We start from the raw sequence: 19,654 nt of genomic DNA on the forward strand, positions 1-19,654 counted from the left end.
AAACTCCCAAAGCTCAGGAAGCGGCATTGGGAGTCATCTTTTTCATTTTTACCGGGGCGGTTTCCGCAATCAGCGCCGTCTTCTGCGCCCGTGTCAGCCGCTTGATCGCGGCTTCGTGTTTCATCGCCGCGGATTTGTCTTCAAAGCCTTTCACATAAACGATTTTCAACGGCGGATGCGCGCGGGTATATTTCGCCCCCCGGCCGGCGCAGTGAGCCTGAAAACGTTTTTCAACGTTATTGGTCCAGCCGGTGTAATAGCTGCCGTCCGCACATTCCAGAATATACACCCAGGCGTTCATCATTCGACCGATTTCAGCGATTCCACCATCGGAATCGCGCGCAGCTTGGATTTCATCACCTGATTGACGATCACGGCGAACATCACCGTGATGATGACGGATATCCCATAGCTCTGCGGCAGGATGACACGGCCGAACATGATGTTGTCCAGCTCGACGACGACCATGATCGTTAAATGCAGAATCTTGCCCAGTCCCAAACCGACAAGGGCGCCGATCAGCGTCAGAATGACGTTCTCTTTATACACATAGGTGTTGACTTCCTTATTATAGAACCCCAACACTTTCAGCGTCGCGATTTCCCGCAGCCGCTCACTGATATTGACATTGGTCAGATTATACAGCACGACAAATGCAAGCATGCCCGCGGAGATGATCAGCACCAGCACGATATAATTTAAGCTGCGGATCATGTTGTTGAAGTTATCCTTGATCCCGGTGTAGAACGACAGCGAGCTGATATCCTCATTCTTCAACAGTTCCTGGCCGCTGCGCTGCTCCGCATCGTCAATCTGAGGATTGAATTTCAGGAAAACGGCGTTGCTTTGGGCGCGCAGATCATAGGTTTCCTTATATGCGTTGGCATTCATGTAGACGTAATGATTGAGATAATTTTCCGCGATTCCGGTAATTTCAACATTCCGGCGCAGCTCCTTCTCGTTTTCCAGCTCGATCGTATCGCCGACATGCAGATTCATGTCGTTCGCCATTTTTTCCGTAATCACTACGCCGCCGTCCTTTAACCGCAGTTCTTCCTGCGGCTGTTTACGGGGATGCAGCGACACGAAATCACGGAACCGTTCAGGATCGGAAGTCACGACCAGCGTCACCTCTGTGCTGTCGTTGCCCTGGTAGACAACAGCGTTGGATTGATACACGTCCAGAGCATCGTCGATGGTTTCCAAGCCGTTGATTTGATCTAAGACCTGCCGCTTCGCGGTTTCATCGAGATCCTTCTGCATGGAAGCGATGCCTTGATATTGGAAAATCTCGCCGAATTGGGAATTGACGATCCGGCTGATCGAATCCTTGATGCCAAAGCCGGCGACTAACAGCGCGGTGCAACCGGAAATACCGAGCACCGTCATGAAGAATCGTTTTTTATAACGGAATAAATTCCGCGCGGTGACCTTGGAAGTGAAGGAGAAACGTTTCCATAAGAACGTCATCCGCTCGATCAGAATCTTCTTGCCCAGCTTCGGGGCTTTCGGCCGCATCAGCAGCGCCGGAGTTTCGATCAGTTCTTTATAACAGGCCGCAAACGCCGCAAAGGTTGTCACTAAAACGGAAGCCGCGGTAGAACCGATCATCAGCGGCAGCTGCGGCGTAAATTGGACCGGCGGCAGCACGTACATCATTAACCACGCGGTATAGATGATTGCCGGGAAAGCGAACAACCCGACAGCCAGCCCGACCAGACTTCCGGTCAGACTCGCAAATGCGGCATAGAAGACATACTTAAACGCGATCTGGCCGGTCGTGTAGCCCAGCGCTTTCATCGTACCGATCTGCGAGCGCTGTTCGTCGACCATCCGGGTCATCGTCGTCAGGCAGACTAACGCCGCGACCAGGAAGAAGAACACCGGAAACACCTTGGCGATCGCGGCCATGCGGTCAGCGGCACCCTTGTAATCCATATAGCTGTAATGCGACTGCCGGTCAAGAATATACCACTTGCCTTGTTCGATCTGTTCGATCTTATTCTTCGCCAGCACCAGTTCCTCGCGCGCGTCCTCCAGCTTCGCTTGACCTTCCGCTTTGTTTAAAGCCAGGTCGATTTCCCCCTGGGCAACCTCTTTCTGACCTTGCTTCAGCTTGGCTTCTCCCTCGGCAATCTGTTTATCGGCATCCGCCTTGGCCTGCACCAGCGTCTGGCGCTGCTGCTCGATCTGGGCGTTGGCGGAAACGATCTGTTCATCAATCGTCTTGAGAACCGTCTCAGAGACTTCTAACCCCTGATTGATCAAATCCAGCTGTGCCTGCGCCGTCGCAATTTCAGTTTCCAGCTGGGTTAAAATCGCCAGTTCTCCCTGCAGCTCCGCAATCCGGGCGTTGATAAGAATCAGCTCGCCGGGGATTTTTTCCAGTTCGGCCGTTTCCTCCTCGCTCAGCGCGGGATATTTCTCCGGATCTGTCTGATTGAGCGCTTTTTTAGTTTCCAGCTCAACCTGCCGGGTGGTGAGGTCCAGCTGTTTCTGCGTCTGCTCGTCCAGTTCCTGCTGAGCCGGCGCCAGTTCGTTCTGCTTGTCCGCCAGATTCTTCTGTTTTTCAGCGATCTGGCTTTCCAGCTGCGCTTTCTGCGCCAGCGCCTGGGCATTGGCGGTTTCATATTCTTTTTTCTTTTCATTATAGGTAACGGTCAGTGTATCGATCTGTTTCTGGATCATTTCGATCTGGGCTTCACCTTGTTTAAGCTGAGCCTCAGCCATCGCCTTGCTGGAAGTCAGCGTCGCCTGTCCGACTAACAGCTCGTCCTTCCCGTCCTGCAGCTTTTTCTCCGCTTTTTCAATCTCGGTATTGAATGTTGTCAGCGCTTCGTCATATTCCGCCTGACCGTCCGTATATTCCTTCATCGCCTCGTTGACAATCGACTGCCGGCGCAGCTCGGCGCGTTCGCTGCCCAGCGTCGTCAGCGTTTCGCTTAACGGCTCGAGGTAGTCGAAATAATCTTGTTGATAGCTGTTGTAAACCTTTGCGCCGCGGGCGGTCAGATAGACGTCGGTATAAACCTCCATAGTGAAATCGCTTTTCGGCACATAGATATAGGTATCGACGCTGCCCGAGCCGATCGCGCTGGTGCCTTTTTCATAGGAAAGGTAGTACGGCGTGTTGACCGTCCCGACAATCGTGAATGTATCGCGGCCGAAACTGTCGTCCAGCGGATCGGAAGTGCCGCTTTCGATGCGGATCGTATCACCGATCTTCATGCCGGACACGACGATCTTGCCCTCCTCTATCACGCATTCGCCGCTTTTTTCCGGCAGCCGTCCGCTTGTCACAACCAGCTGGTTGATATAATCCGGATCCTGGGGATCTAGATGCGCCAAGTCCAGCGCGTGAACTTTCAGAACCAGCTCCTTGGAGCCGATCCGTGTGATCACATCCTGCGTATAACTGGCCTGGACACCTTCCACGCCCGCAACCTGCCGCAGCTGACGCACGTCGTCCTCGGTAATGCCGAAATTGGAAACGACGCGGTAATCCATTAAATTGTAATCGTCAAAATAGCGGTCGGCCGTGTATTTCATATCCGGCGCGGAAGCCAGAATACCCGCGAAAAACGCGACGCCGATCGCGACGATGCCGAAGATCGAGAAAAACCGGCCCTTGGTTTTCCGGATCTCCCGCAGCGTGTCTTTCAATAAAGGACTGCGCATGCCTACCACTCGATCTCCTCGATCGGTTTCGGGTGTTCGTTTACCTCAATCGAGCGGATCTTGCCGCTTTTAACGCGGATGACTTTATCCCCCATCGGCGTCAGGGCCAGGTTGTGCGTAATGACGATCACGGTCATCTGTTGCTGGCGGCAGGTGTCCTGCAAAAGCTTCAGAATCGACTTGCCGGTTTGGTAATCCAGCGCCCCGGTCGGTTCATCGCATAACAACAGCTTTGGATTTTTCGCCAGCGCCCGGGCGATCGCAACCCGCTGCTGCTCGCCGCCGGAAAGCTGGGAAGGAAAATTGCTGCGTCGCTCCCGCAGACCGACGGCTTCGATCGTCTGATCGACGTCCAGCGGATTCTTGCAGATCTGCACGGCCAGCTCCACGTTCTCACGAGCGGTTAAATTCTGCACCAGATTGTAAAACTGGAAGACAAAACCGATGTCGTAGCGCCGGTAAGTCGTCAGCTGCCGGGCGTCCATCTTGGACACTTCCTCGCCATCGACAAGAATCTCGCCGCTGGTACAAGTATCCATCCCACCCAGAATATTCAGAATCGTACTTTTGCCTGCGCCGGAAGCGCCCGCAATCACGACAAATTCGCCTTTTTTGATCTGGAAGCTGACCCCGTCCAACGCCGGGATCTCCACTTCCCCCATCTTATACACTTTCCGGACGTCCCGGAATTCTATAAATTCGCTCATCGTTGATCTCCTTTCGCAGCCGGACTGAACATATTCAGAAACAAACCGAAGTAAATCCGCAGCACTTCGCAAAGCTGATCTGGATCCAGCTCGCCGGCCTGGGAAAAGACTTCACGCACGCCTTGGAACAACGACGCGGAAAACATCCGGCACAGCGCGTGAAACTCAGCGTCCCGGTTGAATGGAAACAACGCCCACTCTTTAGCCAGCACTTCCAATAACGAAACAAGCCAGCTTGAGATCTGTTCGCTCAGATCGCTGTGCAGCATTAAAATCCGCATCTCCTGCGGCATCCGCACTGACAATTCAGTTAGATCCCGAGCCAGGCGGTCAATCTTCGGCCGCAGCTCGCCGATGGATAAACCGACCGACGTATTGGTCTGGTTCAGCGAAATCCGATCGTCTGTCAGACTGCGCACCAGCTGGTCCAGCTGCGTCAGCGCCGGCGAGGTGATCGCCTGAATAAGCTGATCCTTGCTTTCAAAATAGCGGTATAAATTACCGACCGTCATCTTGGCCTGCGCGGCGATCCGGCGCATCGAAGCATCCCGATAGCCATACTGCAGCAGCTCCTGTTTGGCAGCTTCCAGAATTTTATCCCGCTGGATTTCTTTCAATACCTGCGCCATAGTAAACCTCCGTTCATTATTCCGGTTACTAATAATATACGGTTGTTCACTGGCTTTGTCAATCGTTTGAAATAGACAGATCTTTCCGGGTGTCTAAATTCAAAAATCTGAAATTTTGATCCTGACCCTTTTAGTTTATGCCCCTTGTTTTAGTCCAGATCGCCGATTCTGTCCCGACTTATTTTTTAAATCGCCCCCGGTATTGCTCAGCGCTGGCTTGTTTCATCCAATGAATAAGACAGAGGACTCGCCTAATCCAAAATCCGGATTTCAGACTTTCCTCATCCTTAGAAACTTTTTAAACAAAAATCCCCCGGGATGCTTTATCCAGCGGGAGATCTTCTTTACCTGATTCTCAGCGTGAACTCCGCTTACAAAACGGTTCCTGCGAAAAAGCGTCGCTGCGTTTTCCCGTACTCCTCAGCATCGGGCCTTCCGGTTTATTCGCCCGCAAACTGACTGTTGTAGAGCTGACTGTAAAAGCCGCCCTGGTTCAAAAGTTCACGGTGACTGCCCTGTTCCAGAATCTGACCGTGATTCATTACAAGAATCCGGTCGGCCTGCTCGATCGTCGACAAGCGGTGAGCGACGATGAAGCTTGTGCGGCCCTGCATCATCTGATCGAACGCCGACTGAACCAACAGCTCGGTCCGGGTATCGATCGAACTGGTCGCTTCATCTAAAATCAGAATTTTAGGATCGCAAAGCAGCACCCGCGCGATACACAGCAGCTGTTTCTGTCCCTGCGACAGCGAAACAGTTTCATCCAGCAGCGTATCATAACCCTGCGGCAGCTGATGGATAAAGTAATCAAGATGCGCCTGCCGGGCGGCCTTCTCCACGTCCGCAAGCGAAGCGTCAGGCCGGCCGTAAGCGATGTTCTCGCGGATTGTGCCGCGGAAGATCCAGGAGTCCTGCAGCACCATGCCGAAGTTGGCGCGCAGCTCACTGCGGCTGAGCGTGCGGGTGTCCACGCCGTCCAGCCGGATCACCCCGCCGCCGATCTCGTAGAAGCGCATCAACAAGTTGATCAACGTCGTTTTGCCGCAGCCGGTCGGGCCGACGATCGCAATTTTCTGCCCCGGCTTGACGCTGAGATTGAAATCCTCGATCAACGGTTCGTTTGCCTGATAACGAAATGATACGTGCTCCAGCTGCAGCTCGCCGCGGCCTTGTTTTCCTAACCCCTGATCCGCCTGATCGCTTTCCTGCGGCTGATCAAGCAGATGGAAAACCCGCTCGCAGCTGCTTAGGGAGGCCTGCAGCTCGGTAACGACGCCGCTGATTTCATTAAACGGCTTGGTATATTGCGAGGCGTAGCTTAAAAACGAAGTCAGCTGACCGACGCTCATGCCGCCGCCCAGCGCCGTCAGGGCGCCGATGATGCCGACAGCCGCATAGGCCAGATTGTTGACGAAACGCGTGCACGGATTGGTCAGGGAAGAAATGAACTGCACCTGCGTGCCAACCTGGTTAAGCCGCTGATTGATTTCATCAAAGGCCGCCTCCGAAGCTGCCTGCTGATTGTAGGCCGCAACCAGACTCTGTCCGTTGACCCGTTCCTCGGCAAATCCGGACAGTTCCCCCTTAATCCGCGCCTGCTGCTTAAACAAGCGCGAGCTGCGGGAAGCGATGAAAGAAGCGACGCCTAGAGACAGCGGCGTGATGAGCACGACGGCCAGCGTGATTCCCGGATGAATTGAAAGCATAAAGCCCAGCGTACCGACAATTGTGATCACGCCGGTAAACAGCTGCGTGAAGCCTTGCAGAAGACCGTCGGAGATCACGTCGATATCGTTGACCAGCGTATTCATAAAATCTCCCTGCTGCGTTTTGTCCAGCGTTGCTAGAGGCAGCGCGTGAAACTGCGCGAAGCATTGCATGCGCAGATCCCGGATCGTCCGGTAGCAGCAGGCGTTGGTGCAGCAGGTCATCAACAGCTGAAAGAGCGCGGCCAGAATCACAACGGCCGCCAGCGCGGCCAGTGTCTGCGTGACCCGGATAAAATCAACCTGCCCCGCCGCCACAATCGCGTCGACAGCCTGACCGATGATCACCGGCGCGCTCAGCGTCATCGCAACCTGCAGCAGCGCGAAGACCAGCGCCATTCCCAAAAGTAAGCCATAAGGTTTGACATAGCGCAGTAAGCGCCGCAATAAAGCTGACTGACTCATCGTTGATCCTCCCTCGTCTGTGAACGGACGATTTCCTGATACACCGCGCAGCTGTCCAGCAATTCTTCATGCGTCCCCTTGCCGACCAGCCGGCCCTGATCCATCACGAGGATAAAATCCGCGTGCCGGATCGAGGCGATCCGCTGAGATACGATCAGCACCGCGGGACTGCCCTCAATCTTTTTTAACGACTGCCGCAGCCGGGCGTCGGTTTGATAATCGAGCGCGCTGGTGCTGTCGTCCAGCACCAACAGAGATGGCCGGCCCACGAGCGCGCGGGCAATGCACAAACGCTGCCGCTGACCGCCGGAACAATTCTTGCCCCCCTGCACCAGCAGCGTATCCAGTCCCTGCGGCATCGCTTCGACGAAATCTCTGGCCTGCGCCAGTGTCAGCGCCTGCCATAACGCCGCATCATCAGCATCTTGATTGCCCCAGCGAAGATTCTCACGGATCGTTCCGGAAAACAGCACCGCCTTCTGCGGCACAATCCGGATCTGACGGCGCAGGTCCGCTAGTGAAAGTTCCCTCAGCGGCACTCCGCCCAGCCAGATCTCGCCCGCTGTCGGATCGATCAGCCGCGGCAGAAGCTGCACGATTGTGCTTTTGCCGCAGCCCGTTCCGCCGATCAGTCCGACAGTCTGGTGCGGCTGAATTGTAAAGCTGATCTGTTCGATCGCACTTTCCCCTTCGCTGTAGCCGAAGCTGACCTTATCCATCTCCAGCACAGCGTCCTTGTCCTTTGACAGCTCCGTGATTCCACCGGTGATCGCCGGCTCTGTTTTTAAGATCGCTTCAATCCGGCTGGCCGAAGCCGCGGCTTTCGTGAAGATTACAAACAAATTGGCCAGAACAACCAAGGCCAGAAACATCTGCGTCATGTAATTGACCAGTGCGACCAGATTCCCCTGACTCAAAGCGCCGCTGTTGACTTGAAAGCTGCCGCAGTAAAGCAGCGCGACAATGCCTAAATTGATGACAATCTGCGTCGCCGGGTTAAACAAACCACTGATCCAGCCGACGCGCATCGATGCTTGATAGCTCGCCTGGGCAGCTTCGTCAAACCGCTGCGTTTCCAACCGCTGACGCGAGAATGCGCGGATGACGCGCTGACCTTCGAGGTTCTCCTGCGTAATCTGCGAAATCCGGTCCAGCTGCCGCTGCACAGCCTTGAAAAAATGCGAGGAACACGTCATCAACACGCTCAAAACCAAAGCAATCACAACGATCGCCGCCAGAAAGATCAGCGCCATCGTCCGATCAATCATCATCGCCATCGTCAACGACCCCAGCACCAGAAACGGCGCCCGGATCGCCAGCCGGATCAACATCGCAACGGCTTGCTGGACCTGATTCACGTCGTTGGTTAAGCGCGTGATCAGCGACGAAGAAGAAAACTGACTGACCTGCTGGGCCGAGAATAAATTAATCTGATGATACACAGCCCGCCGCAGCTCCGTGCCCATCCCCTGCGAACACCGCGCCGCAAAATACTGACACGTCAGGGAACAGGCGATGCCGACCAGTGCGAAGCCAACGATCACGCCGCCCTGGCGCAATATATAAGTCAGATCTTTCTGCGCGATGCCAACGTCGATGATCCGGGCCATCACCAACGGCACCAACAGCTCAAAAATTGCTTCCGCCAGCTTGAACAACGGGCCGAACACGAGTTCTTTTTTAAAATAGCGAAAATACGAAACAATCGTTTTCATACAAACTTCTTCCTTTCAGACTTCACTTATTATACCAGCGCCCTTGATATAGAAAAAATATTGGTTTACTATATAAGCTATACTTAAATCATATAGGAGGATCACGATGGAACTGCGTCAGCTCGAATATTATGTCGCCGTTGTCCAGCATGGCAGCATCTTACAGGCCGCTTCCGCGCTGAACTTATCCCAGCCGCCGCTCAGTGTGGCGATGAAGCAGCTGGAACAGGAGCTCGGAACACCGTTGTTTTTCCGCGGAGCACGGCGGATCCAACTCACCGCGGCCGGCGAACGCTTTTATCAGCGGGCCTTGGACATTCTCAGCCTGACGGAAGACACGCGCCGGGAGATCACCGGCTATGCCCAGGGACAGGGGGGCGTCCTGCGCTTGGGCGCGGTTTCCTCCTCCGCCGCTTCCTTATTATATCCAAGACTGTTCCGTTTCGCGGCCCGGCATCCGAAAATGCGTTATCAGATCGACGAAGGCAATACGTTTGAACAATTGAATAAGCTGGCGGCTGGCCTGATTGAAGCGGCGATCGTGCGCACGCCCTTTTACGACGCTTCGGTTCACGTCCTGGAGCTGGACGCCGATCCGCTGGCCGTTGTCGTCCGGCGGGAAGCGGATCCATTTCCGGACGATCAGGTCGCAATCCGGCAGTTAAAGGATCAGCCGCTTGTTTATTACCGTCGTTTCGCGGCCCTGTTAGCGGAAGAATGCGAAAAGGAAGGCTTCACGCCTTCCCCGCTTTGTCTTAATGACGATGCCCGAACTTCGATCCAATGGGCGCAGGCCGGGCTGGGCATGGCGATCGTCCCCTATTCCTCAGCCGGCTTCATCGATCTGACACAGATGTCCGTCAAGCCGATCGCCTGCGATCGGCTCGTCACCAAGACGTGTCTGATCTGGTCGAAAAAGCGGCCGCTTTCCGCCGCGACCGCATTGTTTCTGGATTTTCTCCGTCAGGATTCCAAGGTCGACGTATAAATTGCCTGGATATCGCGCAGGATTTCCGGATGCCGGAATTCCCGGTAATACACCATGTTGATCTCGCGCACCATCGTCATGTTTTCAATCGGCAGCGTCACCAGCTTTTTCTTCTGCACCTCATTGCGGCAGGCATTTTTCGAGATGATCGTAACGCCCATGTTGGAAGCGACGAGTTCTTTGATCACGACGACGCTGTCGATCTCCATGATCACATTGAAATCATGGATGCTTAAATTCTGTGAGATCAGATGACTTTCAAACAGACTGCGGGTACCGGCGCTGGAAGAACGCAGGATGAAGTTTTCATTCCGCAGTTCGCTCAGCGATACGCTTTGCTTTTTGGCCAGCGGGTGATTGACCGAGACGGCCGCGCACAGCGAATCGGTGTCCAGCAGGATGGAAGTGAAATGCGGAGCGGTGATATTGCCCTCGATGATCGCCAGATCCGCCTCGTACATCTTGAGCTTACTATAAATATTATTTATGTTATCCGTAATAATATTAATATGAACGTTAGGATGTTCGTTGCAGTATTTTGCGAATAAATGCGGCACGATGTTGTTCTGGGCGGTCGGCGTGATGGCCAGCGTCAGGCTTTTCACCTGGCTGCGGACGTCGCTTAACGCCTGGCGCAGATTCTCGGAAAGCGCGTAAGCCCGCCGTGCATACTTGATCAGCACCTCGCCTTCCGGGGTCGGAACCAGCTGACGGCGGTTTTTATAAAAAATCTTAATGCCGAATTCCTCCTCCAGCAGTTTGATGTGATGGGTGATCGCCGGCTGCGTTAAAGCCAGCTGTTTCGCCGTTTTGGTATAATTGCCGCATTCCACTAACGCTAGCAATGTTTTAATCTTGGGATCAATCATCAGGTCATCCTCCTATTATTAAATATATTTATAATACATAAAATATTCATAATTTGATTTTATCCTCTTTGATTCATATAATCAAGTAGGAAACGACAAGGGGGAATTCAAACGATGTTAAGTTCATTTAATTTACAGCCCAATTCCGAGCTGGGGCTGTGTCTGGCGATTATCTTGTTAAGCGGGTTTCTGTTAACCCGGGTAACAAAGCTGCTGAAGCTGCCCAATGTGACAGCTTATATTTTGACCGGCGTGTTGTTAGGGCCGTTCTGCTTTAACGTGATCCCGACGGAAATCATCAACAGCCTCGGTTTTGTCACCGACGTGGCGCTGGGCTTTATCGCTTTCGGCGTCGGCCGCTACTTTCTGTTTCATGAGTTGAAGCGCAATGGCATCAATATCCTGATCCTGACGTGCTGCGAAGCGTTGATCGCCGCGGTAGTCATCATCTTCGTGATGGTTGTGATCTTCCGCCAGCCGCTGGCCTTCGCGCTCTTACTGGGGGCGATCGGATCGGCGACCGCGCCAGCTTCCACAATCATGACGATCCGGCAGTATCAGGCCAAGGGCGATTTCGTCAATTTAATCCTGCAGGTCGTCGCTTTGGACGATGCAGTATCGATTCTTGCCTTCAGCGTCTGCGCGGCGATCGCGGAAGCGCTGGTTCAGCACTCGGCGATGAATTTGATGGTGTTTATCGAGCCGGTCTTAACCAACGGTTTAGCGGTGGCCATGGGCATCGGCTGCGGTCTGATCATGCATAAGATGATTACGGAAAAACGTTCCGACGATAACCGTCTGATCATCGCGGTGTCGATGATCTTAATTATGAGTGCGCTGTGCACCGCGTTGGATGTCTCGCCGCTGTTGTGCTGCATGGCAATGGGTGCGGCCTATCTGAATTTGTCTAAGGATATCCAGCTGTTCGATCAGGTCAGCAGCTTCACCCCGCCGATCATGACGATCTTCTTCGTCGTCAGCGGCATGAATCTGAATATTCCGGCACTGCGTTATGTCGGCTTGATCGGTCTGGGGTTCTTCTTCTTCCGCATTGTCGGCAAGCTGATCGGTTCGTGGATCGGTTGTACCCTGATCCAGGCGCCGGCCGCAACGCGAAATAATTTCGGCCTGGCACTGGTGCCGTCAGCCGGCGTCGCGATTGGTTTAGCGGCCCTGGGCCAGCGGATCCTGCCTGGCGAATATGGAACGTTGTTGTCTACGGTCATTCTGTCAACGGCGATCCTGTATGAAATCATCGGTCCGCTGTGTGCGAAGACCTCGCTAATCTTATCCGGATCCATTCCCAAAGAAAATCTGCATCCTGCCCATCACAAGCATTCTCATCAGGCCGCGGTCTGACTCTCTTAACCAGAAAAGAGTGGCAACGTCTGGGGTTATCCCCTTCGCTGCCACTCCTTTTCTTTTGTCTCCCATTCAGCTATTCTTCCGTAGAAAATACCGGCTTCGCAAACAAACCGCGCCAATCGGTCCGAAGCATAAAAAAACAGCGTGGTGAAACGCTGTCTTTCATCCTTACTTTCTCAGGCCTAAGCGCTGAATCAGATCACGGTAACGGTTGATATCCGTGTCACGCAGATAAGCTAAGAACTTTCTTCTGCGGCCGACCATCATCATCAGACCCCGTGTGGAATGGTAATCCTTCTTGTGTTCCTTTAAATGTTCTGTCAGGCGGTTGATCTGAGCTGTCAGAACGGCAACCTGAACCTCAACGGAACCGGTATCGCCTTCAAAACGAGCGTAATCTTTAATAATCGCGGTCTTTTCTGCTTTACTTAACATGTGTTTTCCTCCTATATCGTTAAGACCTGATGGACCGAGCGTGCCGACGGAGTCATCGTGCATCCCAGTTCAACAGCGTGTTAATCATAGCATAAACCGCCCCCGCTTGACAAGTCTTATTTTCATCCAATCCGGCTTTACGAAGCGGTTTACAGGTTAATCCACCCTGCTGAGCAGCGACAGCGGCGCTTGTGTTTTGCCCCCGGGTGAAGGTATAATAGGACAAGAGGTGATACGATGAGTAAAATTGCATGGATCGGAACCGGGGTCATGGGTAAATCCATGGTTTCCCATTTATTGAATCAGGGCGACGAAGTTACAGTCTACAACCGGACGGCGGCCAAAGCGGAAGCGTTAAAGGAAAAAGGCGCGCAGGTCGCTTATACTGTCGCCGACGCCGTCAAGGACGCGGACTTGATCTTCACAATCGTCGGTTTCCCGAAAGACGTCGAAGAAGTTTACACTGAAATCTTCAAAGCAGCCAAGCCGGGAGCCATTGCGGTCGATATGACGACGTCCTCCCCTTCGCTGGCGGTGAAGCTTCATCAACAGGGAAAAGAGCATCAGATCCGCGTATTGGACGCACCGGTTTCCGGCGGGGACAGCGGCGCGGCAGCGGGCACGTTGTCGATCATGGTCGGCGGCGAGGAAGCGGATTTTAACGCCTGCCTGCCGTATTTCAACAAGATGGGCAAATCCGTGCTGCGAATGGGACCGGCAGGCTGCGGCCAGCATACCAAGATGGCGAATCAAATCGCAATCGCCGGTACGGTCAGCGCGGTGGCGGAAGCGATCGTCTATGCCAAGGCGAACGGCCTGGATCCGGAAAAACTGCTCGGCGCCATCAGCAAGGGCGCAGCCGGCAGCTGGCAGATGAGCAACAACGGCGTCAAGATGCTGCAGGAAGATTATAATCCGGGTTTCTTCATCAAGCATTTCATCAAGGATATGCGGCTGGCTAAGGAAGCGGCAACAGCGCAGAACGTGGAGCTGCCAGTACTGGAGATCGTGCTTTCCATGTATGAACAGATGCAGGATGCGGGCGAGGGCGATCTGGGCACCCAGGCCATCATCAAGCATTACGAAAAATAGCTTCTTTTTACCTTCGGATGTTTCCGGAGGTTTTTTTAATGGATCGGTTTGACCTCAATGGAAAAGAAGTTTCTTAATCCAGAAACTCCTCCAGTACCGTATTTAATAACGCCATGCCAGCTTCGGTCGGTGCCAGGCGGTCCTCCGTCATTCTGAGCCAGCCCTGCTGGATCCCTTTCTGCACCGCATCCGGATAGACCTCGCTCAGCGGCAACCCGAACTTCTGTTCAAAGTCAGCCAGCGACAACCCCCGGGCTGTGCGCAGATTCATCATCACCCTTTCGAACATCTGATCCCGCCGCGACAGTTCGATCGTTTCCCCGATCCAGTGTCCTTTAAAATATTCCTGAAAATTGCGTGTGTTGTCATAACGAAAAGAACTCAGCTTCCCGCTGGCGCCCAGCCCGACGCCGTAAAAATCATCATAGTTCCAATAATGCAGATTATGCCGCGACGCATAGCCCGGCTTCGCGAAATTGGATATTTCATAATGTTGATAGCCGGCCTCGGTTAAAACCCGGACCGCTTCAAAATACATGCTGGCTTCGGTGTCCTCGTCCAATGGCCGCTGACCCGTCCGGCCGAATTCGCTGTGTTCCTCAATCGTCAGCGCATACAGCGAGCAATGCGGAATGTTCAGCGACAGGACGTCCTGAAGTGTTTTTTCCCATTGTGTCCTCGTCTGACGCGGAAGGCTGTAGATCAAATCACAGGAAATATTCGTCAAGCCGGCCTGCTGAAGCCGCCGCACTGCCTGACGCGCCTGAGCGAATGTATGCCGCCGGCCGATCTGCTTCAGAATTTCATCGTCGCAGGATTGCAGGCCGAGCGATATCCGGTTGATCCCGCCGTTCAACAAAATTTCGATCAGTTCTGTGCTGATCGCTTCCGGATTGGCTTCGATTGTGACCTCTGCCGCCCCTTGCAGATAAGGCTGAAGCAAGTCCAGCAGCCGCCGCAGCTGATCGGGCGATAATGCGGTCGGCGTCCCCCCGCCGATGTAGACTGTTTCCATGCCTTGGCAGGGCACCCGTTCTTCCAGTTCCCTGGCCAGCTGCTTCAAATACTGATCAGCCAGTCCGGTATGGTAGCGCACGCGGGTGAAATCACAGTACGCACAGATTCCCTGACAGAATGGAATGTGAACATACAGCGCGCGGTTCTCAAAGGTAACGGCGGCGCACATCGGCAAACTTCTCCCGGATGACTTCCTCGGCGTCCCATCCTTGATCAATGCAGATCGACATCGCGTACATCAAAACATCGGCGACCTCGCTTTTCACCGCGTCCCAGTCCGGTGTTTCCTCGGTTTGAATAAAGCATTCCAGCAGCTCCCCGGCTTCGGCAAAGACCGACTTGGCTAAAATCGCCGGTGTGTCGGTTTGATCCCAGCCGCAGTCGATCCGCAGCTGTTGGATTTCATCTGATATCGCCATAACTTATCCCTGACCTTTCTTCGCTCATTCCTATTTTTAAACTCGTCAACCAAAAAAACAGGCGCGGCACTGAAACCCGCGAAGGGATGATCCAATCGCTGAGGTTCGCCTGCCGCCGGCCTGTTTTTATTTATCGTCGTCCATCGACAGGACAGCCATGAACGCTTCCTGCGGAATTTCTACGGATCCGACCGCCTTCATCCGCTTTTTGCCTTCCTTCTGTTTTTCCAGCAGCTTCTTCTTTCGTGAAATATCGCCGCCGTAACACTTGGCCAGAACGTTTTTGCGGAGCGACTTGATATTGGTCCGCGCGATAATCTTCCCGTTCACCGCCGCCTGCACCGGAATTTCAAACTGCTGCTTCGGGATCAGTTCCTTCAGCTTCACAGTAATGGAATTGCCACGGGTATAAGCAAAATCGCGGTGCACGATGATCGACAAGGCGTCGATCAATTCGCCGTTGAGCAGAATGTCCATCTTGACCAGATCGCTCTTTTTGTATTCGCTGATTTCATAGTCCAGCGACGCATAGCCCTTCGTACAGCTTTTCAGCTTATCGAAGAAATCAAATACAATCTCGCCTAATGGAATTTCATATTCCAGCGTATTGCGGTTCGCATCGATGTAATGCATGTCCTTATAGATTCCGCGCTTGTTCTGACACAGCTCCATAACCGCGCCGATGTATTCGTTGGGCACCATGATGTTCGCGGTGACATACGGTTCTTCCAGCCGTTCAATCCGCTGGACTTCCGGCAGATGCGCCGGGTTGTCGATCTTGACCATCGAGCCGTCGGTCAGGTAGCAATGATAGATAACGCTCGGCGCCGTCGCGATCAGCGACAGGTTGTACTCCCGTTCCAGCCGTTCCTGAACGACATCCATGTGCAGCAGGCCGAGAAAGCCGCAGCGGAAGCCGAAGCCCAGAGCTTGGGACGTTTCCGCCTCAAACTGCAGCGAAGCATCGTTCAGCTTGAGCTTTTCAAGCGCGTCGCGCAGATCGTTGTATTTCGCGGAATCGGTCGGATACAGACCGCAGTAAACCATCGGATTCATCTTCCGGTAGCCCGGCAGCGCTTCGTTTGCCGGATTGTCCGCCTTCGTGACGGTCGCGCCGACGCTGACGTCCTGCACGGATTTGATGCTCGCCGCAAACCAGCCGACTTCGCCGCACTCCAAAGCGTCAAGCTTGACTTCCTTCGGATTGCGCACGCCGCATTCCAACACTTCATATTCAGCCTGATTATTCATGAAACGGATTTTATCGCCGACCTGAATCCGGCCGTCCTTGACGCGGACAAAGACGATAACGCCGCGATAGGAGTCATAGACCGAATCAAACACCAGCGCTTTTAACGGAGCCTGCGGATCGCCGGCAGGCGCCGGAATCTTCTTCACGACTTCCTCCAGCACATCCTGGACATTGAGTCCGGTCTTCGCTGAAATCAACGGTGCTTCCGTACAATCCAGCCCGATGACGTTTTCAATTTCTTCCTTGACGACCTCCGGCTGCGCGCTCGGCAAATCAATTTTATTGATGACCGGCACGATCTCCAAATCGTTGTCCAGCGCTAAATAGACATTCGCCAGCGTCTGCGCCTCAATTCCCTGCGCCGCGTCCACGACCAGCACTGCGCCTTCGCACGCCGCCAGTGAACGTGAAACCTCATACGTAAAATCGACGTGCCCCGGGGTGTCGATCAGATGGAAAACGTATTCCTCGCCATCTTTTGCTTTATATTTCAGCTGAACCGCGTTCAGTTTGATCGTAATGCCGCGTTCCCGTTCCAGATCCAGAGAATCCAGGATCTGATCAACCATTTCCCGATGCTGAACGGTTTCCGTCATTTCCAGAATCCGGTCCGCCAATGTGGATTTGCCATGGTCGATGTGGGCAATGATCGAAAAGTTCCTGATCTTCGACTGATCCATTGTCCTTCCTCCTTAAACTTCTGTCCTATTATATCAAAAGCCGACCTCAAAGGAAAGCAGAACCGATTTTCGCGACATCGTAAATCTGCTTCATTTGTTTTCTATCCAAAAGAAATTTCTTTAAGGTTGATTGACAATATACAATCCACTTCAGGCGCTTTACCTAATATTTTTGTTTAAAGCCTATTACCAGATTCTCTCTGTAATAGTTTATTATAAGCATAATCTAATATTCTCTCTTTTCGTTCTTTCAGTATTTGTTTATAAAACCGACTCTGCAAATCCGTAATTCCCGGGGCAGTATTTATTATTTCATAAATTTGATCCATTTGAATTTTAGGCATGATTCTTTTCAAAGCTTCATTACAATCTTCATTATTCAGCGATGCTAGAAAATCAAAATAGTTGATACGGTGTTTGTTCATCTGGATAGCGGATGTCGGGCGATTATAAATTCGTGCATTCATTTCATTTTGATCATTCAATATTTTTTCCATCATTATGTTGTCTGCCTGCGGATACAACGAACTTCCGCAGTCAAAAATCGGGGCTATTTCCAGACAGTCTGTCTTTTCATCATACAAAAATCCCCAATTACCATTATGCCGATCCCAATTACCGATCAATGCATCAACAATAAACATATCCCAAAAATAATTTTTCAGCACATTTTTTTCGATTAAACTTTGTTCTTCAATTGACATTAGTATTTCTTCTAACTCTGTACCATATCCGTTACGATTTGTATCAATAATTTGATTTTTCAGAGAGGCAAAATCATTCAATTCTCTCTCTGTTGCAAAATCTTTACAAGCTACAACGATTTTCTCGCCATATAACCCTATCATCGTTTCTTGCGCTAAGATTCCTATTTCGTTAAAAATATGACAGCCGATGTATTCTGAATAGGCACTGTTGGCATAGCTTAGATTTTCGTTTAAAGTTGCTTTCGTAGGAAATTTGATCATCCATTTCTCACCATTTATCATGATTGATCTTTTTGCGCCATTAGCACCGGAGTAAGTTTTTTTGCTATGTGAGAATAAAGAATAATCGATCATTTTTCCGTCACCTCCATTCCTAAATATTTCTCTCTTAAATAATTCGCCTGTTCAGTACTTATTTCATTTCCTACCTCTGCGACATTGATGTCACTATTCAGTTCACACCAATCGCAATCCATCATGGTGTAGTGCTCTCCTTGTTTCAAAAGATTTTGAGCCCTAACCCATTGTGCCAATGATCTCTGTAAATATTCTGGCAAATCTCTTTCTAGATAGCCTTTATCTTTTGGTTTGCCCTGATCATCCAAATTCAAATCATGAATTCCATTTTTTCTCATCGCTGTACCTCCGAAAATAAACTCCGAATTTCCTTAATCATCTCATTTTTAATGATTTCAGCATTGATTCTGTTTTTCTTATGTTTTTATTATAACATGATTGAAGAACATCCTGCTCAGTTGCTTACTCCATGATCATCACGAATTAAATAAAATTCTAAAATGTTTAAAAAGCCGGCTAAATTCTACCGGCTTTTCTACTTATTCCCAGCGGTTGCGCCTTTTCCTTCACGCCTGACATCCGCTAGCTCCAAACAGACTTGAGCCAACAAAGCTTCGCTTTATTGCGAATCAGCCAACGCTTCAAACTGGCAACCGATCAGCTGCTTACCTTTACCATTGTAGAAATCCCTGGCGCTGACCCGTTTTTTGCCTTCCATCTGCAGCTCGGTTACGATAAGCATCCCCTCACCCGCGGCGACCTGCATCCCGGTTTCGTCAAAACCGAGAATGGTGCCGCTCGGCTTTCCGGACTTCTCTTCGCGATAGCGCACGCCCCAGAACTTCATTTTCTGTCCGGCGATCACACCATAGCCTACCGGCCAGGAGATCAGCCCGCGGATCTGATTATAGATCTGCCAGCCTGATTTAGAAAAATCAATCCGCTCCTGTTCTTTCGTGATATTCCAGGCGAAGCTGACCTGCGCTTCATCCTGGGGAATCGGCGTAATCCGGCCTTCGATATAGTCCAGCAGACATTCCTTCAGCAAGACCGCGCCTGCCGCCATCAGCTTGTCATGCAGGACTTCCGTCGTATCTTCCGCTTCAATCGCTACCTTTTTGACCGCCAGCATATCCCCGGCGTCCATTTTCTTTACCATCTGCATGATCGTCACGCCGCTTTCCGTTTCGCCCTGAATGATCGCGGTATGGATCGGCGAGCCGCCGCGGTATTTCGGCAGCAGCGAAGCATGAACGTTGATGCAGCCGTATTTCGGAGCGTTCAGCACGGCCTCCGGGACCATCTGACCATACGCGCAGGTGACGATCAGCTCCGGGTTTAATGCCAGCACTTCCGCATACTCCGTGCGGATCTTCTCCGGCTGCAGTACCGGCAGCGCCAGCTGCTGCGCCAGGGCGTGCACCGGCGTCGGCTGCAGCTTCTGCTGCCGACCGACCTTCTTGTCCGGCTGCGATACGACCCCGACCAGTTCGACAAATGGCAGCTCGGTCAGCGCCTGTAAAATCCCGCAGGCAAAGTCCGGCGTTCCCATAAATAAGACTCTTGTTTTCAAGAGGCATCCCTCCTTTTTCGTTTACGTCAACGATTATACCATAAACAAAAGGAAGAT

General features: G+C 52.3%; 17 protein-coding genes. 3 read left to right on the top strand and 14 right to left on the bottom strand.

All coding sequences use genetic code 11. The features are described 5' to 3' along the window. Positions 1-13 precede the first annotated feature (13 nt). The 6 genes from DWY25_RS00605 to DWY25_RS00630 all read right to left on the bottom strand — a co-directional run bounded on the left by DWY25_RS00605 (position 14) and on the right by DWY25_RS00630 (position 8,903). Positions 14-304 (bottom strand): GIY-YIG nuclease family protein, encoded by a 291-nt coding sequence (locus tag DWY25_RS00605; protein ID WP_181981627.1) that lies wholly within the window; start codon positions 302-304, stop codon positions 14-16. Beyond that, entirely contained in the window at positions 301-3,678 is a 3,378-nt protein-coding gene (locus tag DWY25_RS00610) for an FtsX-like permease family protein (protein WP_117892363.1), read from the bottom strand. Before DWY25_RS00610 ends, DWY25_RS00605 begins: the two co-directional genes overlap by 4 nt. Positions 3,679-3,680: 2 nt before the next feature. Continuing rightward, positions 3,681-4,385, bottom strand: coding sequence for an ABC transporter ATP-binding protein (locus DWY25_RS00615; protein WP_117892366.1), 705 nt, complete (start codon positions 4,383-4,385; stop codon positions 3,681-3,683). Next, positions 4,382-5,014, bottom strand: coding sequence for a TetR/AcrR family transcriptional regulator (locus tag DWY25_RS00620; protein WP_117892369.1), 633 nt, complete (start codon positions 5,012-5,014; stop codon positions 4,382-4,384). Before DWY25_RS00620 ends, DWY25_RS00615 begins: the two co-directional genes overlap by 4 nt. A 440-nt stretch (positions 5,015-5,454) precedes the next feature. Then, complete coding sequence (locus tag DWY25_RS00625) at positions 5,455-7,188, bottom strand: ABC transporter ATP-binding protein (RefSeq protein ID WP_117892372.1); 1,734 nt, start codon at positions 7,186-7,188, stop codon at positions 5,455-5,457. Further along, positions 7,185-8,903, bottom strand: coding sequence for an ABC transporter ATP-binding protein (locus DWY25_RS00630; protein WP_117892375.1), 1,719 nt, complete (start codon positions 8,901-8,903; stop codon positions 7,185-7,187). Before DWY25_RS00630 ends, DWY25_RS00625 begins: the two co-directional genes overlap by 4 nt. Positions 8,904-9,009: 106 nt before the next feature. Here DWY25_RS00630 and DWY25_RS00635 point away from each other — a divergent pair, with 106 nt between their 5' ends. Next, positions 9,010-9,891, top strand: coding sequence for a LysR family transcriptional regulator (locus tag DWY25_RS00635; protein WP_117892378.1), 882 nt, complete (start codon positions 9,010-9,012; stop codon positions 9,889-9,891). On the opposite strand, the gene DWY25_RS00640 is transcribed toward DWY25_RS00635, so the two are convergent. After that, complete coding sequence (locus DWY25_RS00640; protein ID WP_117892380.1) at positions 9,867-10,760, bottom strand: LysR family transcriptional regulator; 894 nt, start codon at positions 10,758-10,760, stop codon at positions 9,867-9,869. The genes DWY25_RS00635 and DWY25_RS00640 overlap by 25 nt on opposite strands. A gap of 114 nt (positions 10,761-10,874) precedes the next feature. Here DWY25_RS00640 and DWY25_RS00645 point away from each other — a divergent pair, with 114 nt between their 5' ends. Continuing rightward, positions 10,875-12,119, top strand: coding sequence for a cation:proton antiporter (locus DWY25_RS00645; protein ID WP_006060241.1), 1,245 nt, complete (start codon positions 10,875-10,877; stop codon positions 12,117-12,119). A 174-nt stretch (positions 12,120-12,293) separates the two neighbouring features. On the opposite strand, the gene rpsO is transcribed toward DWY25_RS00645, so the two are convergent. Then, entirely contained in the window at positions 12,294-12,560 is a 267-nt protein-coding gene (gene rpsO, locus DWY25_RS00650; RefSeq protein ID WP_039865027.1) for a 30S ribosomal protein S15, read from the bottom strand. 237 nt (positions 12,561-12,797) lie between these two features. Between rpsO and DWY25_RS00655 the strand changes: the two genes are divergently transcribed. Beyond that, positions 12,798-13,652, top strand: coding sequence for an NAD(P)-dependent oxidoreductase (locus DWY25_RS00655; protein WP_117892383.1), 855 nt, complete (start codon positions 12,798-12,800; stop codon positions 13,650-13,652). A gap of 73 nt (positions 13,653-13,725) precedes the next feature. Here the strand turns inward: DWY25_RS00655 and hemW are convergent, their stop codons facing one another. From hemW to fmt, 6 genes are all read right to left on the bottom strand, one after another. Further along, the gene (gene hemW / locus DWY25_RS00660) at positions 13,726-14,838 is read right to left on the bottom strand and encodes a radical SAM family heme chaperone HemW (protein ID WP_117892386.1); all 1,113 of its coding nucleotides are present in this window, start codon (positions 14,836-14,838) and stop codon (positions 13,726-13,728) included. Beyond that, complete coding sequence (locus tag DWY25_RS00665; RefSeq protein ID WP_006060237.1) at positions 14,816-15,088, bottom strand: MazG nucleotide pyrophosphohydrolase domain-containing protein; 273 nt, start codon at positions 15,086-15,088, stop codon at positions 14,816-14,818. The genes hemW and DWY25_RS00665 overlap by 23 nt, the downstream gene beginning before the upstream one ends. A 126-nt stretch (positions 15,089-15,214) precedes the next feature. Beyond that, positions 15,215-17,020 (bottom strand): translation elongation factor 4, encoded by a 1,806-nt coding sequence (lepA, locus tag DWY25_RS00670; protein ID WP_117892388.1) that lies wholly within the window; start codon positions 17,018-17,020, stop codon positions 15,215-15,217. Between the two features lie 176 nt (positions 17,021-17,196). Next, positions 17,197-18,081, bottom strand: coding sequence for a HipA domain-containing protein (locus DWY25_RS00675; RefSeq protein ID WP_117892391.1), 885 nt, complete (start codon positions 18,079-18,081; stop codon positions 17,197-17,199). Continuing rightward, positions 18,078-18,362: a hypothetical protein gene (locus tag DWY25_RS00680; RefSeq protein ID WP_117892396.1), complete on the bottom strand. Its 285-nt coding sequence runs from the start codon at positions 18,360-18,362 to the stop codon at positions 18,078-18,080. The genes DWY25_RS00675 and DWY25_RS00680 overlap by 4 nt, the downstream gene beginning before the upstream one ends. Before the next feature lie 281 nt (positions 18,363-18,643). Continuing rightward, the gene (gene fmt / locus DWY25_RS00685) at positions 18,644-19,597 is read right to left on the bottom strand and encodes a methionyl-tRNA formyltransferase (protein ID WP_244925895.1); all 954 of its coding nucleotides are present in this window, start codon (positions 19,595-19,597) and stop codon (positions 18,644-18,646) included. Positions 19,598-19,654: the final 57 nt, after the last annotated feature.

This window comes from Holdemania filiformis (assembly GCF_003459085.1).
GTDB lineage: Bacteria > Bacillota_I > Bacilli_A > Erysipelotrichales > Erysipelotrichaceae > Holdemania > Holdemania filiformis.